Annotated in this window: 12 protein-coding genes; 6 read left to right on the top strand and 6 right to left on the bottom strand. The window is 70.4% G+C overall.

The features are described from left to right. Positions 1-102 precede the first annotated feature (102 nt). Together BLW57_RS11655 and BLW57_RS11660 are read left to right on the top strand one after the other, a co-directional pair. Positions 103-339, top strand: coding sequence for a hypothetical protein (locus tag BLW57_RS11655; protein WP_093474213.1), 237 nt, complete (start codon positions 103-105; stop codon positions 337-339). A gap of 90 nt (positions 340-429) precedes the next feature. After that, positions 430-999 (top strand): hypothetical protein, encoded by a 570-nt coding sequence (locus tag BLW57_RS11660; RefSeq protein ID WP_093474214.1) that lies wholly within the window; start codon positions 430-432, stop codon positions 997-999. 175 nt (positions 1,000-1,174) lie between these two features. Here BLW57_RS11660 and BLW57_RS11665 read toward each other — a convergent pair whose 3' ends face one another. The 5 genes from BLW57_RS11665 to rpsO all read right to left on the bottom strand — a co-directional run bounded on the left by BLW57_RS11665 (position 1,175) and on the right by rpsO (position 6,642). Further along, on the bottom strand, positions 1,175-1,627 hold the full coding sequence (locus tag BLW57_RS11665) for a tetratricopeptide repeat protein (RefSeq protein ID WP_093474216.1): 453 nt from the start codon (positions 1,625-1,627) through the stop codon (positions 1,175-1,177). 11 nt (positions 1,628-1,638) lie between these two features. Then, positions 1,639-2,391: a 4-hydroxy-tetrahydrodipicolinate reductase gene (gene dapB, locus BLW57_RS11670; RefSeq protein WP_093474217.1), complete on the bottom strand. Its 753-nt coding sequence runs from the start codon at positions 2,389-2,391 to the stop codon at positions 1,639-1,641. Positions 2,392-2,417: 26 nt separating this feature from the next. After that, the gene (locus tag BLW57_RS11675) at positions 2,418-3,797 is read right to left on the bottom strand and encodes a M16 family metallopeptidase (protein WP_093474219.1); all 1,380 of its coding nucleotides are present in this window, start codon (positions 3,795-3,797) and stop codon (positions 2,418-2,420) included. Continuing rightward, positions 3,794-6,013, bottom strand: a complete 2,220-nt coding sequence (locus tag BLW57_RS11680) for a polyribonucleotide nucleotidyltransferase (RefSeq protein ID WP_093474220.1) — start codon at positions 6,011-6,013, stop codon at positions 3,794-3,796. The genes BLW57_RS11675 and BLW57_RS11680 overlap by 4 nt, the downstream gene beginning before the upstream one ends. 341 nt (positions 6,014-6,354) lie before the next feature. After that, positions 6,355-6,642: a 30S ribosomal protein S15 gene (rpsO, locus tag BLW57_RS11685; protein ID WP_033529274.1), complete on the bottom strand. Its 288-nt coding sequence runs from the start codon at positions 6,640-6,642 to the stop codon at positions 6,355-6,357. Positions 6,643-6,906: 264 nt separating this feature from the next. Here rpsO and BLW57_RS11690 point away from each other — a divergent pair, with 264 nt between their 5' ends. Continuing rightward, entirely contained in the window at positions 6,907-7,200 is a 294-nt protein-coding gene (locus BLW57_RS11690; protein WP_093474222.1) for a DUF397 domain-containing protein, read from the top strand. Positions 7,201-7,269: 69 nt separating this feature from the next. Here the strand turns inward: BLW57_RS11690 and eccD are convergent, their stop codons facing one another. After that, positions 7,270-8,778 (bottom strand): type VII secretion integral membrane protein EccD, encoded by a 1,509-nt coding sequence (eccD, locus tag BLW57_RS11695; RefSeq protein ID WP_093474223.1) that lies wholly within the window; start codon positions 8,776-8,778, stop codon positions 7,270-7,272. A 336-nt stretch (positions 8,779-9,114) separates the two neighbouring features. Here eccD and eccCa point away from each other — a divergent pair, with 336 nt between their 5' ends. From eccCa to BLW57_RS11715, 3 genes are all read left to right on the top strand, one after another. Next, on the top strand, positions 9,115-13,089 hold the full coding sequence (eccCa, locus tag BLW57_RS11705; protein ID WP_093474225.1) for a type VII secretion protein EccCa: 3,975 nt from the start codon (positions 9,115-9,117) through the stop codon (positions 13,087-13,089). Between the two features lie 200 nt (positions 13,090-13,289). After that, entirely contained in the window at positions 13,290-13,808 is a 519-nt protein-coding gene (locus BLW57_RS11710; protein WP_093474226.1) for a hypothetical protein, read from the top strand. A 27-nt stretch (positions 13,809-13,835) separates the two neighbouring features. Beyond that, complete coding sequence (locus tag BLW57_RS11715; protein WP_093474228.1) at positions 13,836-16,115, top strand: hypothetical protein; 2,280 nt, start codon at positions 13,836-13,838, stop codon at positions 16,113-16,115. The last annotated feature ends 7 nt before the right edge of the window (positions 16,116-16,122 follow it).

Below are 16,122 nucleotides of genomic sequence, written 5' to 3' on the forward strand. Positions count from 1 at the left end.
CGACTAATTTTTCGGACACGGGCACCTTTTGTGTCCTTCGAGCGTCTGTATCGGCAAGGACCGCACGTTCGATGCGAAAACCCGAAAGGAGAGGGAACCACCATGTTCCGTCGGCGTGAGCCCGTGCCCTTCGCCTTCCTGGCCGAGGCAGACAGGTTCCGCAGCAATGTCACTCCCCCGCCCCGTGGGCGGGCCTCCTTCGGGGAGGTGGCCGGGCGCTGGCTGCTGGGCCTGACCCTGGTCGCCGGGCTGATCGGCGCGCTGGTGCTCGCCATGCCCGCGCTGTCGGCGCCGGTCGGCAAGCCGGTTCAGCAGTCCCAGGCGTCGCAGGGGCACTGACTCTTCCGGACGCTCAAGGCTGGTGAGCGGGAACCCGGCCGGATAGCCTCACCGGGCACAGCCCACGCGAGGAGCGAGTGAGGACCAGCCGTGCCCCTGCCCTTTCTGACGGCCGAGCGCAGCTTCGAGACGGCATCCGAGAGCGCGCTGCCCCACGACGACCCGGAGCGCTGGCGGCGCCCCTACCGGCCCGGCCCGTGGCGTGTGGGCGCGGCCGCGCTGGGGTTGCTGCTCGCCTCGTTCGTGCTGTTCGCGGCCGTGCTCATCGCCCTGACGAATTCGTTCTCCTCCGACGGCCTCTCCTCCTCGGCGGCGGTCCTCGTCACGGGCCTGGCCGTCATCGCCGGCTCCCTGCGGCTGCTGCGCATGGGGGTGTGGGTCAGCGGGCACGGGCTGCGCCAGGTCGGCTTCCTGATGACGCGGACCGTGCCGTGGGCGCGGGTCGTCTCGGTGCGTACGGTGCAGCAGCCGGTGCGCTGGCTGGGGCTGCCGCGGACGGTGCAGGGGCAGGCGCTGGCGCTCGTCCGCAAGGACCGCCGGTCCGACGACACGGCGCCCCTGACGACCACGCACACCCTGGATTTCCTTGGCCGTCCGACGGCCTTCGACCGGGCCGCGGACACGGTGGAGGCGTGGGCGGCGGAGTACCGGCGCGGCTGAATCGTTTACCCAGGTACGGGAACCCTGGCGGCTCCCCGGCGGAAGGGGCTGTCGGCGCCGTCTCCTGAGTGCCTCGGCCACCGCCACACGGCCTGACGGGGTTCAACCCGGGGGCATGCGCGTCCCACGGCTCGTCGGCGCCCCCTGTGTGCCCTGCCGGCGCCGACGGTGGCGGCTACACCTGCAGGGTCCTGCCCGCGTGGAGGGCAATCGCCCGTTGCATCGCCTTGCGGGCTCGGGGGGTGTCGCGGGCGTCGTGGTAGGCGACGGCGAGGCGGAACCAGGAGCGCCAGTCGTCGGGGGACGCCTCGGTCTCGGCCTTGCGCCTGGCGAAGACCTCGTCGGCCGAGTCGCGGTCGATACGGCCGCTCGCGGTGCGTTTGAGTTCGTCGACGGGCAGGCCGCCCTCGGCCTCGAGTTCGGCGGCGAGCTGGTTGGCCCGGCGGACGAACTGGGTGTTCTTCCACAGGAACCACAGACCGATGACCGGCAGGATCAGCACGGCCACCCCGAAGGTGACGGTGAGGAGCGTGCCGGACTGGATGAGCATCACGCCGCGGCTGCCGACCAGGACGAAGTAGAAGACGAGGACGGCGGCCGTGACGAGGTAAGTGATCTTCGCGCGCATGGGAGTGGGTGTCAGCTCAGGTCCAGGAAGTTCTCCAGGCCGAAGGTCAGGCCCGGAGTGGTCACCACACGGCGTGCGCCGAGCAGGATGCCCGGCATGAAGCTGCTGTGGTGCAGGGAGTCGTGGCGGACGGTGAGGGTCTCGCCCTCGCCGCCGAGCAGCACCTCCTGGTGGGCCAGCAGGCCGCGCAGGCGGACCGCGTGCACCGGGACGCCGTCGACGGAGGCGCCGCGGGCGCCGTCCAGCGCGGTGACCGTGGCGTCCGGCGCCGGGGCGGTGCCGGCCGCCCGGCGCGCCTCGGCGATGAGCTGCGCGGTGCGCGTGGCGGTGCCGGAGGGGGCGTCCACCTTGTTCGGGTGGTGCAGTTCGACGACCTCGACCGACTCGAAGTACGGCGCGGCGATCTGCGCGAACTTCATCGTCAGCACGGCGCCGATGGAGAAGTTGGGCGCGATGAGCACACCGGTCTGCGGGGACTGGGCGAGCCAGCCCTTCAGCTGCGTGAGGCGGTCCTCGGTCCAGCCCGTCGTACCGACGACCGCGTGGATGCCGTGGCGCACGCAGAAGTCGAGGTTGCCCATGACGGAGGCGGGGGTGGTGAGTTCGACGGCGACCTGGGCGCCGGCCTCCGCCAGCGTCTCCAGCTTGTCGCCCCGTCCGAGGGCGCCGACCAGTTCCAGGTCCTCGGCGGCCTCGATCGCCTTGACCGCCTCGGATCCGATCCGGCCCTTGGCACCGAGGACCGCCACGCGCAGCTTGCTCATGTTCCTGCTTCCTTACCGGTGGTGAATCAGGCGACCGCGTCGTGCAGCCGGGAGGCCTGCTTGTCCTTCAGCGGGCCGATGACGGACAGCGACGGACGCTGCCCCAGGATGTCGCGGGCGACCGACCGGACCTCGTCCGGGGTGACCGCGGCTATCCGGCTCAGCATGTCGTCGACGGACATCTGCTCGCCCCAGCACAGCTCGCTCTTGCCGATACGGTTCATCAGCGCGCCGGTGTCCTCGAGGCCAAGGACGGTGGAGCCCCGGAGCTGGCCGATGGCGCGGCCGATCTCGTCGTCGGAGAGGCCGTTCTGCGCGACGTGGTCGAGTTCGTCCCGGCAGATCTTCAGCACGTCGTGGACCTGGCTCGGCCGGCAGCCGGCGTACACGCCGAACAGGCCGCAGTCGGCGAAGCCCGAGGTGTACGAGTACACGCTGTAGGCGAGGCCGCGCTTCTCCCGGACCTCCTGGAACAGGCGGGAGGACATGCCGCCGCCGAGGGCGGTGTTCAGCACGCCCATGGCCCAGCGGCGGTCGTCGGTGCGGGCGAGACCGGGCATGCCGAGGACGACGTGCGCCTGCTCGGTCTTGCGGCCGAGCAGTTCGACCTTGCCGGTGGCGCGGATGGTCCGGCGGCCGTCCCGGGGGGCGATCGGCTGGGCGTCCGCGTTCTTCAGGGCACCCGACTTCTCGAACGCGGCGCGGACCTGCCGTACGACCTTGCCGTGGTCGATGTTGCCGGCGCAGGCAACCACGAGGTGGGTCGGGTCGTAGTGCTTCTTGTAGAAGCGGCGGATGCGGTCCGCGGTGAGGGCGTTGACCGTGTCGACCGTGCCGAGGACCGGGCGGCCGAGGGCGTTGTCGCCGAACATGGTGTGCGCGAACAGGTCGTGCACGCAGTCGCCCGGGTCGTCCTCGGTCATCGCGATCTCTTCGAGGATCGCGCCGCGCTCGACGTTGACGTCCTCCTCGAGGATGAGCGAGTCCGTCAGCATGTCGCAGACGACGTCTATGGCGAGCGGCAGGTCGGTGTCGAGCACGCGCGCGTAGTAGCACGTGTACTCCTTCGCCGTGAACGCGTTCATCTCGCCGCCGACCGCGTCGAGGGCGGCGGAGATGTCCAGCGCGCTGCGCTTGGAGGTGCCCTTGAAGAGCAGGTGCTCCAGGTAGTGCGTGGCGCCGTTCAGGGCCGGGGTCTCGTCCCGGGAGCCGACGTGCGCCCAGATGCCGAAGGTCGCCGAGCGGACCGAGGGCAGGGTCTCGGTGACGATGCGCAGGCCGCCCGGGAGGGTGGTCTTGCGGACCGTGCCGATGCCGCCCGTGCCCTTGACGAGTGTTTGGGTACGGGCGACGGCCCGCGCCTCCGAAGAGGTGCGGGCCGTCGTCCTGGAGCTACGGGACGTCACTGGTCGGCGTCGTCCTTCGCGGTGTCGTCGCCTTCCTCGCCCTCGATCACGGGGATGAGGGAGAGCTTGCCGCGGGAGTCGATCTCGGCGATCTCGACCTGGACCTTCTGGCCCACACCGAGGACGTCCTCGACGTTCTCCACGCGCTTGCCGCCGGCGAGCTTGCGGATCTGCGAGATGTGCAGCAGACCGTCCTTGCCGGGCAGCAGGGAGACGAACGCACCGAAGGTGGTCGTCTTCACGACCGTACCCAGGTAGCGCTCGCCGACCTCGGGCATCGTCGGGTTGGCGATGCCGTTGATCGTGGCGCGAGCGGCCTCGGCGGCCGGGCCGTCGGCGGCACCGATGTAGATGGTGCCGTCGTCCTCGATCGTGATCTCGGCGCCGGTGTCCTCCTGGATCTGGTTGATCATCTTGCCCTTGGGGCCGATGACCTCACCGATCTTGTCCACCGGGATCTTGACGGTGATGATCCGCGGGGCGTTCGGGGACATCTCGTCCGGCGTGTCGATCGCTTCCATCATCACGTCGAGGATGTGGAGGCGGGCGTCACGGGCCTGCTTCAGGGCGGCGGCCAGGACGGAGGCCGGGATGCCGTCCAGCTTGGTGTCGAGCTGGAGGGCGGTCACGAACTCCTTGGTGCCGGCGACCTTGAAGTCCATGTCGCCGAAGGCGTCCTCCGCACCGAGGATGTCGGTGAGGGTGACGTAGTGCGTCTCGCCCTCGATCTCCTGGGAGATGAGGCCCATGGCGATACCGGCGACGGGGGCCTTCAGCGGCACACCGGCGTTCAGCAGCGACATGGTGGAGGCGCACACCGAGCCCATGGACGTCGAGCCGTTGGAGCTCAGCGCCTCGGAGACCTGGCGGATCGCGTACGGGAACTCCTCGCGCGTCGGCAGGACCGGCACGAGGGCGCGCTCGGCGAGGGCGCCGTGGCCGATCTCGCGGCGCTTCGGGGAGCCGACGCGGCCGGTCTCGCCGGTGGAGTACGGCGGGAAGTTGTAGTTGTGCATGTAGCGCTTGCGGGTCACCGGGGAGAGGGTGTCCAGCTGCTGCTCCATGCGGAGCATGTTGAGGGTGGTGACGCCCAGGATCTGGGTCTCGCCACGCTCGAACACCGCGGAGCCGTGCACGCGCGGGATGGCCTCGACCTCGGCGGCCAGGGTGCGGATGTCGGTGACACCGCGACCGTCGATGCGCTTCTTCTCCTTGATCACGCGCTCACGGACCAGCTGCTTGGTGAGCGAGCGGTACGCGGCGGAGATCTCCTTCTCGCGGCCCTCGAACTCCGGCAGGAGCTTCTCGGCGGCGAGCGCCTTGACGCGGTCCAGCTCGGCCTCGCGCTCCTGCTTGCCGGCGATGGTCAGCGCGGAGGCGAGCTCCGGGCGGACGGCGGCGGTGAGCGCCTCCAGGACGTCGTCCTGGTAGTCGAGGAAGATCGGGAACTCGCCGGTCGGCTTCGCGGCCTTGGCGGCGAGGTCGGCCTGGGCGCGGCACAGCACCTTGATGAAGGGCTTCGCGGCTTCCAGACCGGCGGCGACGACCTCCTCGGTCGGCGCCTCGGCGCCGCCCTGGACCAGCTGGATGGTCTTATCGGTGGCCTCGGCCTCGACCATCATGATCGCGACGTCGCCGTCCTCCAGGACGCGGCCGGCGACCACCATGTCGAAGACCGCGTCCTCGAGCTCGGTGTGCGTCGGGAACGCGACCCACTGGCCACGGATCAGCGCGACGCGGACGCCGCCGATCGGGCCGGAGAAGGGCAGGCCGGCCAGCTGCGTGGACGCGGACGCGGCGTTGATCGCGACGACGTCGTACAGGTGGTCGGGGTTGAGCGCCATGATCGTGGCGACGACCTGGATCTCGTTGCGCAGGCCCTTCTTGAAGGACGGGCGCAGCGGGCGGTCGATCAGGCGGCAGGTGAGGATCGCGTCCTCGCTCGGCCGGCCCTCACGGCGGAAGAAGCTGCCGGGGATCTTGCCGGCGGCGTACATCCGCTCCTCGACGTCCACCGTGAGGGGGAAGAAGTCGAGCTGGTCCTTGGGGTTCTTGGAGGCGGTGGTGGCCGACAGCACCATGGTGTCGTCGTCCAGGTACGCCACGGCGGAGCCGGCGGCCTGCTTGGCCAGGCGGCCCGTCTCGAAGCGGATGGTGCGGGTGCCGAAGGCGCCATTGTCGATGACGGCCTCGGCGTAGTGGGTCTCGTTCTCCACTAGCGTTTTCTCCTCGTCTTCGTCCCGTGGCTGCCCGTGTGGCAGGGGGACGGTTGCGGAGAAGCGCGCCGGGCTGTGCGGGCCGGTCTTCGATCGAAGCACCCGGGGCTCACTTCCCCCCGGGGGCCACTACCGAGGACCGGCGGCGGCGAGGTGCGCAACTCCTTGTTCATTGTCGTGCTGTGTCGTCCGTAATGCGTTGTGCTACCACACTACAAAGCGTGAGTGACACTCCGCACGTTTCCGTTCGTACGACGGAGGTCCCGTTCGCGTGAACCGGCCCCGCATACGGCAAAGGGAGCGGTCCCGAGCTTCCCGGGAACCGCTCCCTCCACGGCGTACTACTTGGCGCCCGCCGCACCACGGCGGATGCCGAGGCGGTCGACCAGCGTACGGAAGCGCTGGATGTCCTTCTTCGCCAGGTACTGCAGCAGGCGACGGCGCTGACCGACGAGGATCAGCAGGCCACGGCGGGAGTGGTGGTCGTGCTTGTGGGTCTTCAGGTGCTCCGTCAGGTCGGAGATCCGACGGGAGAGCATCGCGACCTGGACCTCGGGGGAGCCGGTGTCACCCTCCTTGGTACCGAACTCGGAGATGATCTGCTTCTTCGTAGCGGCGTCGAGCGACACGCGTACTCCTCATGGTGTGAATGGCCACCGAGTGCCCCCGGTCTACGTCTCGAGGGAACTTCCGTTACTCGGAAGGCGGGGTCCGCCGGGCGCGGCCTCCAGAACCTGGACGGTTCCGGGGGTGCGTACACGAACGGCCGTCACTCAGGGTACCAGGGGACGGCGGCCCGCTTTCCCCCCGTCCCGGAACCGCCCTGGTGGCGCACGGACCGCCACTAGGGTGAGCGCCGGGACCGTACGCACCCGGAAGGGGATCGCTGCAGGATGACGGAGACGGAAGCGGAGATCAAGGCGCGCAAGGAGCGGGAGCGCGACGAGCTCTACGCGCTCGACATCTCGGGCGTCGAGTGGCAGGGCGCGCCGGGCACGGAGGAGCACGAGGAGCGGGTCGAGATCGCGTACCTGCCCGGTGGTGCGGTGGCGATGCGCTCCTCCCTCGACCCCGGGACCGTGCTGCGGTACACCGAGGCGGAGTGGCGGGCGTTCGTCCTGGGCGCGCGGGACGGGGAGTTCGACCTGGAGCCGACGGAGCGCAACGGGGGCCTCGCGGCTCAGTGACGTGAACACGGGAGGGGGGCGGCACGCGTGCGTGCCGCCCCCCTCCCGTGTTCCGCTGTTGCGCGGGCGTCAGCTGGTCATCGCCCGCGCCCGGGCGTACACGTCGAAGACGGCGAGGGCGAGCGGGATCAGCGTGAGCAGGACGAAGCTCTCGGCGATCTCCAGGAAGCGGCCCCAGAAGGGGGTGACACCGCGGCGCGGGGTGACGAGGCCGATCGCGGTGACCAGGACCGTGGCCGCGCCGACCGCCGCGGCGAGCCAGACGCTGCGGATGTCGAGGTCGGTGGCGTGGCCCTGGAGGGCGTCGATCAGGTAGCCGCGGGGCGGGTTCAGGGCGAGCCCGAGGCCGAGGAAGACGATCGCGGCGAAACCCGCGGCGAGGGTGGCGCCGACCTGGGCGGTGTAGCGGAACAGGTGCGCGCGCATCAGCATCGCGAGGCCCGTGGCCAGGGCCAGGAGCTGCGCCCAGGCGTTGCTGGAGAAGCCGAGGACGATCGACGCGCCCACGGCGACGAGGGCGCAGCCGCCGACCAGGCCGACGAGGAGTTCGTGGCCGCGCCGGGCCTGCGCGGCCACCCGCTCGGCGTCCACGGGCTCCTGCGCGGCGGGCTCACCGCTGTCGTAGCCGGCGCGCGAGGGGTTCGGCGGTTCGAAGCCGATGGGCAGTCGCGCGAACCGCATGGACAGTCCGGGCAGGAAGGCCAGCGCCACGACCGACAGCGGGGCGCAGATCGCGGCCGTCTCGATGGGCCGCAGTTCGGTGAGGATCGCGATGAAGCTGGTGATCAGGCCGATGGCGGAGGCGAAGACGAACGCCACGAAGGGTCCGTCGCCGCCCGGTGAGACGAGAGTGAGCACCAGGGCGGCGACCAGGACCGCCGTGCAGGCGAGCAGGAACTGCAGCCGTCCGATGCCCTCGCCGGCGGAGAGCGGCAGCAGCCCCGAACCGGCCACGCCGACGTTGGGCAGGGCGCCGAGCCCCAGGGCGACCGCGGATCCCCGGTCGTCGTACACACGCGCGCGTACGCAGGCCATGGTGACCAGCAGGATGCCGGCGACGCCCGCGATGATGCCCTGGAGGCTGTACATGTCGTGGCGGACCTGCGAGCTCCAGGCGACGAACGCGAGGAGCACGGGCAGGACGCCGCCCGCGACGAGACCCGCGGCGCGGGTGAGGTCGCCGCCCCACAGGGTGCGGTCGCGGGTGACGGCGGCGGCCACCGCCTCGGAGACGTCGTCGAGGACGGCGGGCGGCAGCGACTCGGCGAACGGGCGCAGGGTCAGCAGTTCGCCGTCGAGGATGCGCTGGGCCGTGAAGGACCGGGCGCCGTCGAGGACGGTGCCGTCACGCCGGACGAGGTGGTAGCCGACCGGGGCGCCCTCGGCGGGGCTCTGCTGCGAGAGGCGCAGGATCTCCGGATACAGGTCGGCGACGGGTACGTCGTCGGGCAGGGCCACGTCGATGCGGCTGTCGGGCGCCACGATGGTGACCCGGCAGAAGCCGAACCCCATGCCCGCCCCGGAAGGGGCTCCGGAGCCCGGTCCACCGGTCGCGCCGGCCGGCGCGGAGGCCGTCATGCTCACCTGCTGTTCCCCCTCGTCGGTTGTGGGGCGGCTCCCGGTGCCGCCGCGCACCCTTCCGCCCGTAAAGATCCTGTGCAGGTTGTGCGGCGCCCCGCGCTCCGCCGGCCGACCGGGCGGCCGCATCCGGGGTTCGCGGGGTGGCACCTGCTTCGAACCGTTGCCAAATGCCCGGGTTTTCCCAGAACGATTCGCAACTGCTCACGCATCTCACGGCACCCTACCGCCCGGCGTTGCCGGTGGTTGTCAGTAGGATCGCGCTTCGCGGTCCACGTCCGCCTGACACGGGGCGGCGGACGAAACATCTCGGTCCGGCAAGGGAATTGGTGCGTAGTGAGCCACATCGTCGTCAAGCGCCCGCCACGGGCACTGCCGAAGGAAGTGCCCACGGACGAGGTGATCCTGCAGGCTCCGCCGGAACTTCCGCGCGGACAGCAGGAAGGCGCGCTGATGCAGCTCCTGCCCATGCTCGGCATGGGCGGATCCGTGGTGTTCTTCTTCAACCCCCAGGCCCAGCCCTTCATGAAGATCATGGGCATGGTGATGGTGGCCTCGACGATCGCGATGGGCATCTCGATGCTCATCCGCTACCGCCGGGGAAACCAGGGGCAGTTGGCCGACATGCGCCGTGACTACCTGCGTTACCTGTCGCAGACCCGGCGCGCCGCCCTGGACACCGCGATGTCCCAGCGCGACGCCCAGTACTACCTGCACCCTTCGCCGGAGCAATTGTGGGCGCTGGTCGCCGAGGGCAGCCGGGTGTGGGAACGGCGTACCGCCGACGAGGACTTCGGGCAGGTCCGGGTGGGCCTCGGCCCGCAGGCCCTGGCAACCGCCCTGATCCCGCCGCAGACCGCGCCGGTCGACGAGCTGGAGCCGCTGACCGCGGGCGCCATGCAGCGCTTCGTGGCCACCCACAGCACCCTCGACGACCTGCCGATGGCGGTCTCGCTGCGCGCCTTCTACCACGTGACGATCAGCGGTGAGCCGGCCACCGTGCGGGGCACCGCCCGTGCCGTCGCCGGTTCCCTCGCCTCCCTGCACTCCCCCGAGGACCTGGTGTTCGCCGTCGTCACCGGACGCGAGTCGGCGCCCGAGTGGGAGTGGGCCAAGTGGCTGCCGCACGTGCAGGCCCCGGGCCTCGCCGACGGCGCCGGCAGCATGCGCCTGATCACCACCGACCCCGTCGAGCTGGAGGACCGCCTCGCCTCCCGCCTGGAGGGCCGCCCGCGTTTCCACCCCGGCGGCCCCCCGGTCCCCGAGCAGCCGCATCTGGTGGTCGTACTCGACGGCATCTCCCTGCCGCCGTCGTCGCTGCTGGCCAACCCCGAGGGTCTGCAGGGCGTGACCGTCCTGGAGGTCGTGCCGGGTGACCTCACCGCCGGCCGCGGCGATCTCTCCGTCGTCGTGACGCCCGCCGAGCTGCGCCTGGAGTCGGGGCACGGCATGGTCTACGAGGGGACGCCGGACGTCCTGTCGTACGAGGCCGCGGAGGCCCTCGCGCGTCAACTGGCGCCGCTGCGCGTGGCGTCGGGCGGGGACGACAACGAACCGCTGCTCGCCAACCTGGAGTTCACGGATCTGCTAAACCTGGGCGACGCGGCCTCCGTCGATCCGAAGCGGACGTGGCGGCCGCGCTCGCAGTCGGAGCGGCTGCGCGTGCCGATCGGTCTCGGCGAGGACGGCCGGCCCGTGATGCTCGACCTCAAGGAGGCGGCCCAGGAGGGCATGGGCCCGCACGGCCTGTGTGTCGGCGCGACCGGTTCCGGCAAGTCGGAGCTGCTGCGCACGCTGGTCCTCGGCCTCGCCGTGACCCATTCCTCCGAGACGCTGAACTTCGTCCTCGCCGACTTCAAGGGCGGTGCCACGTTCGCCGGCATGGCCCAGATGCCGCACGTCGCGGCCGTGATCACCAACCTGGCGGACGACCTCACCCTGGTCGACCGCATGGGCGACTCGATCCGCGGTGAGCTCAACCGCCGCCAGGAGATGCTCCGCGACGCGGGCAACTACGCGAACATCCACGACTACGAGAAGGCGCGCGCGGCGGGCGCCCCGCTGCAGCCGATCCCGTCCCTGGTCCTGGTCATCGACGAGTTCAGCGAACTGCTCACCGCGAAGCCGGACTTCATCGAGATGTTCGTGCAGATCGGCCGCATCGGCCGGTCGCTGGGCGTGCACCTGCTGCTGGCCTCGCAGCGCCTGGAGGAGGGCCGGCTGCGCGGTCTGGAGACGTATCTGTCGTACCGCATCGGTCTGCGGACGTTCTCCGCGGCGGAGTCGCGTGCCGCGCTCGGCGTCCCGGACGCCTACGAGCTGCCGAACGTCCCGGGTTCCGGCTTCCTGAAGTTCGGCACGGACGAAATGGTCCGGTTCAAGGCGGCGTACGTCTCCGGTGTGTACCGCACGAGTTCGCAGGCGGCCGCGGCGTTCGGCGGTCCGCTGCCCGTCGACCGCCGGCCGGTGCTGTTCACGGCGGCCGACGTCCCGGTGCAGTACGCGCCGATCCCCCAGCAGCGCCGGGAGGAGCCGGACGAGCGGCAGGACGACGCGCTCGCCGACACCGTGCTCGACGTGATCGTGCGGCGCCTGGAGGCGCAGGGCCCGGCCGCCCACCAGGTGTGGCTGCCTCCGCTGGACAGCCCGCCGTCGCTCGACGGGCTGCTGCCGGGGCTGGCGCCGGTCGCCGGCCGCGGCATGACGCAGCCGGGCTACGAGGGCGCGGGCCGGCTGGTCATCCCGGTCGGTCTCGTCGACAAGCCGTACGAGCAGCGGCGCGACCCGCTGTGGGTCGACTTCGGCGGCGCGGCAGGCCACATGCAGATCATCGGCGGTCCGCAGTCCGGCAAGTCGACGCTGCTGCGCTCGCTGATCGCGTCCTTCGCGCTCACCCACACCCCGCACGAGGTCCAGTTCTACGGACTGGACTTCGGTGGCGGCGGTCTGGCCGCGGTGGCCGGCCTGCCGCACGTGGGCGGTGTCGCCTCGCGTCTGGACCCGGAGAAGGTCCGGCGTACGACGGCGGAGGTGTACGGCGTCATGACCCGCCGCGAGGAGTACTTCCGCTCCGCGGGCATCTCCTCCATCGCGGAGTTCCGCTCCCGGCGCGCGCGGGGCGACATCTCGGTGGCCGACCAGCCCTGGGGCGACGTCTTCCTGGTCATCGACGGCTGGGGCAACTTCCGCACCGACTACGAGGCGTTGGAGCCGCTGGTCCTGGACATCGCCGCGCGCGGCCTCGGCTACGGCATCCACGTGATCCTGACGGCGTCGCGTGCCATGGAGGTGCGGGCGAACCTCAAGGACCACCTGATGAACCGCCTGGAGCTGCGGCTGGGCGACCCCATGGACTCCGAGATCGACCGCAAGGTCGCGGCGAACGTGCCCACGGGTGTCCCGGGGCGCGGCCAGACCCCGCAGAAGCAGCACTTCATGGCGGCGGTCCCGCGCATCGACGGCCTCTCCTCCGACACGGACCTCGCGGAGGCGACGACCGCTCTCGCGGCGGAGGTCACCCGCCACTGGCAGGAGCCGGGCGCACCGGAGGTACGCCTGCTGCCCCGCGAGTTCCCGGCGACCCAGCTTCCCCCGGGCGACCGCTTCCCGAACCGGGGCGTCTCCTTCGCCCTCGACGAGGACAACCTCGAGCCGGTGTTCGTGGACTTCGAGCAGGACCCGTTCTTCCTGGTGTTCGGTGAGAGCGAGTCCGGCAAGTCGAACCTGCTGCGGCTGCTCATCAAGCGGCTCACCGAGCGCTACGACGGCAACGCCTGCAAGCTGTTCGTCGTCGACAACCGCCGCTCGCTGCTGGGCGTGACCCCGCCGTCCCACCTGGCGGAGTACATCCCGATGTCGAACCAGATGCAGCACCACATGGACGCGCTGGCGGACCTGATGCAGCGCCGCACGCCGACCGCGGACGTGACGCCGGAGCAGCTGCGCGACCGCAGCTGGTGGCGGGGCCCCACGGTGTACGTCGTCATCGACGACTACGACCTCGTGTCCACGTCGAGCGGCAACCCGCTGGCGGCTCTGACGGAACTGCTGCCGTTCGCCCGCGACGTCGGTGTGCGCTTCATCATCGCCCGCTCCACGGCGGGCGCCGGCCGCGCCGGCTACGAGGCCTTCATGCAGCGCATCAAGGAACTCGGCGCGCAGGGCGTGGTCCTCGCGGGCGACCCGGCCGAGGGCGACCTGCTGGGCGGCGTCCGCCCCCGCCCGATGCCGGCGGGCCGGGGCGTGTTCGTGTCCCGGAAGCGGGGGAAGCCGATGGTGCAGGTGGGGGCGGTGCCGGACGGCACGAACTGACCGAGGACGGCCCGGGCGCCGCCCCGGTGCCCGTCACCCCCGGCCCGTCGAGGGCGGGCTGGGGGCTGAAGTGGAGTTTTTGCACGTGCTGGGGACGGGCGCTGCGGCCCGTTCATCCATGTTGCTACGTTGTCCGGAACTGGACGGTCCGTAGTGAACGGCGATCACAGAGCAGGCACTGCGCGGAGGATGGATCACCCATGGCATGGGACGAGTGGGAGCAGCTCAAGTCGGACGCGCTGACGCGCCAGCAGGGTGGGACGACGCACATGCGGCTCAATCAGCTGCCGTCCGACCCGGGGGGCTCCGCCGCGGCGCCCAGCCAGACGGGTGACCTCAAGGTCACCCAGCACGATCTGACGAAGATCGGTGGCCAGGCCCACACCCTGTACAACCATCTGTGGGACAAGGCCCGGCTGTCGAACACCAGCGTGGACTCGGCGGCGGGCGACCTGACGAAGCAGGGTTTCGCACTCGGAGCCGGTCTGTCGCACGTGTCGATCAAATGGGACTCCCAGCTCAACTCGCTGCTGGACGCCTGTGCCCAGATCTCCAACCACATGCAGGTCACCAAGAAGATCCACGCGGGCGACGACGCGTACATCCAGCGGCAGATGAGCAGCATCGACACTCTCGACGACGGCTTCGACGAGCGTGTCGGCGGGCCCGGGAAGCACAACCCGGTCTACGGCTCGTCGGAATCGCCGAAGAAGAACTGATCACCACGCCTGACGGGGGCCCGACTCATGGATCTCGACGCTCTGCGCTTCGCCAATTTCAAGCAGCTCGACGATGCCGTCGAGGACTGGGGACACATAGTCCGCAACCTGAAGGACCTCGCGGAGGACGCCGAGAAGGGTCTGCACCAGGCCGCGAACAAGGCCGACTGGGCGGGCGAGAACAGTCAGGTGACCAAGGAGTTCATCGGCAAGACGGCCGGTGAGTTCCAGGACGCCCACACGCAGGCGCAGACCATACACAACATCCTGAGCGACACCGCCGGGGAGCTGAAGGGCTACCAGAAGCAGCTCAACGAAGCGCTGGACCGCGGGCTGAAGAAGAACCTGACGGTGATGGACACCGGCGACGGCTCGTTCACCGTGACCATGAACGTCCACCCCGACCGTGCCGCGGCCGGGTACACGCCGCCGGAGCACGACGAGCAGGACGTCACCGCGCTGAAGAACGAGGTCGAGAAGATCCTCACCGCGGCCACCAAGAGCGACAACTCGGCGAAGACGGTGCTCACGGCCATCGTGGACCAGACCGAGTACGGCTTCTCGGACGCGACCTACAAGGACCGCGACACGGCCGAGGCCGCCGTCGAGGAGGCGGACTCGATGGCCGCACTCGCCAAGAAGAACCCGGAGAAGCTGACGCCCGAGGAGTTCGACAGGCTCAGCGCCGGGCTGAAGAAGTACGCCGACGACCCGCTGTTCGCGGAGAGGTTCGCCACCGATCTCGGGCCGGACAAGACGCTCGAGTTCTGGGCGGGCATCAACGACCCGCACAAGGCGGCGCAGTTGGGCCAGGCCCGGGTCGACCAGTACGCGGACCTCCAGCGCAGCCTCGGTATGACGCTCGCCACCGCCTCGCACAGCGACTCGGCCGCCATGACCCAGTGGAAGGGCCGGATGATCTCCATCGGCGACGATCCGGTCGGCGGTCAGATGGGGCCCATGGGCTTCCAGGTCATGAGCAACCTCATGCGCGCGGGCGACTACGACGACCAGTTCCTCAAGAGCTACGGCACCTCCCTGATGGCCACCGAGCGCAAGCTCACCGGCAACGGCGAGCACGCCAACCTGGCCTGGCAGCACATGGGCGTGGACCCGTGGCTCAACCGCATGGGCGACGACAGCGGCGACGACCCGCTGACCGGCTATCTGAAGGCGCTGTCCAGCAGCCCGGACGCGGCCACCGAATTCCTGAACGAGGAGTACCTGCCCAAGGGCGGGGACCACAAGGAGGCCGTCTCCAACTTCACGTACCTCTTCGAGGACCGGGAGTGGCCCAAGGAGACCGACCTCAAGGGCGATGACATCCACCCCGGGCAGAACAACCTGGCGATGGCCATCGAGGCGGCCACGACCGGGCACCCGGCGGGCGAGCTGCCCACGGCCGACACCCCCGCGCACAACGCCCAGCAGGCCAAGCTCATGGCGAGCGTGGTCGCGTCGATCAGCGACGACCCGGACCGCCTGACCGAGCACAGCTACATGTCCGACAGCATCGGGCAGATGGCGTCGGAGTACCTTCCGGACATCAACCGCGCGTCCACCGACGTCAAGCCGGATCCGAACTCGGCCGACTGGAAGCAGATCGAGAAGCTGTTCCCCGTCGCGGGGTCGTCGGCGGCGATGGACCACGCCGACGTGTCCCGCTTCCTCATCGCCGTGGGGCAGAACCCTGAGGGCTACTCCGCAGTGGAGGTCGGCCAGAAGGCCTACATGGCGAACCTCATGGACTACCACATGAATCCGGACCTGCCCGCGGACCACCGGTACGGGCAGAACATGGAGAACACCATCACGGAGATCTCCCGGCGGTCGGCGGAGGTCGGGGGCTGTCTGGCGATCGGCCGGCAGGAGGCCGTGCTGGGCCCCGCGAAGGAAGCGGACGACGCCTACAACCACGCCGTCTCGCAGTGGCAGAACGTGGCGAACGGCGTCGTCGGCACCGGTATCGGCGTGGGGACGAGTTTCATCGCGACCCCGGCCGTGGGTGCTGTCGCCGGTGGTGCCGCCGGCACTGTCAGCAGTGTCGTCCTGGGCGAGCTGTTCCAGGACGTCGAGGGCAGCAAGCTGGAGGACAGCGGGCTCACCTCCGCCCAGCTCTGGGAGGACAGCCGCGAGCGCAACATCGCGCTGGCCCAGAAGGCGGCCACCGAGGCGGCCAAGGCCCACCACGTCTCGTACGCGGACCAGGTGGGCGAGTGGGCCCGGTACGGCACCCAGGACGGCTTCAACGACGCTTCGACCGACGGACGGCGCATGGCCGACGACCTTGAAACCGAAATCTCCTGACGAGGAC

Source organism: Streptomyces sp. 1222.5, assembly GCF_900105245.1.
Classification (GTDB): Bacteria; Actinomycetota; Actinomycetes; order Streptomycetales; family Streptomycetaceae; genus Streptomyces; species Streptomyces albidocamelliae.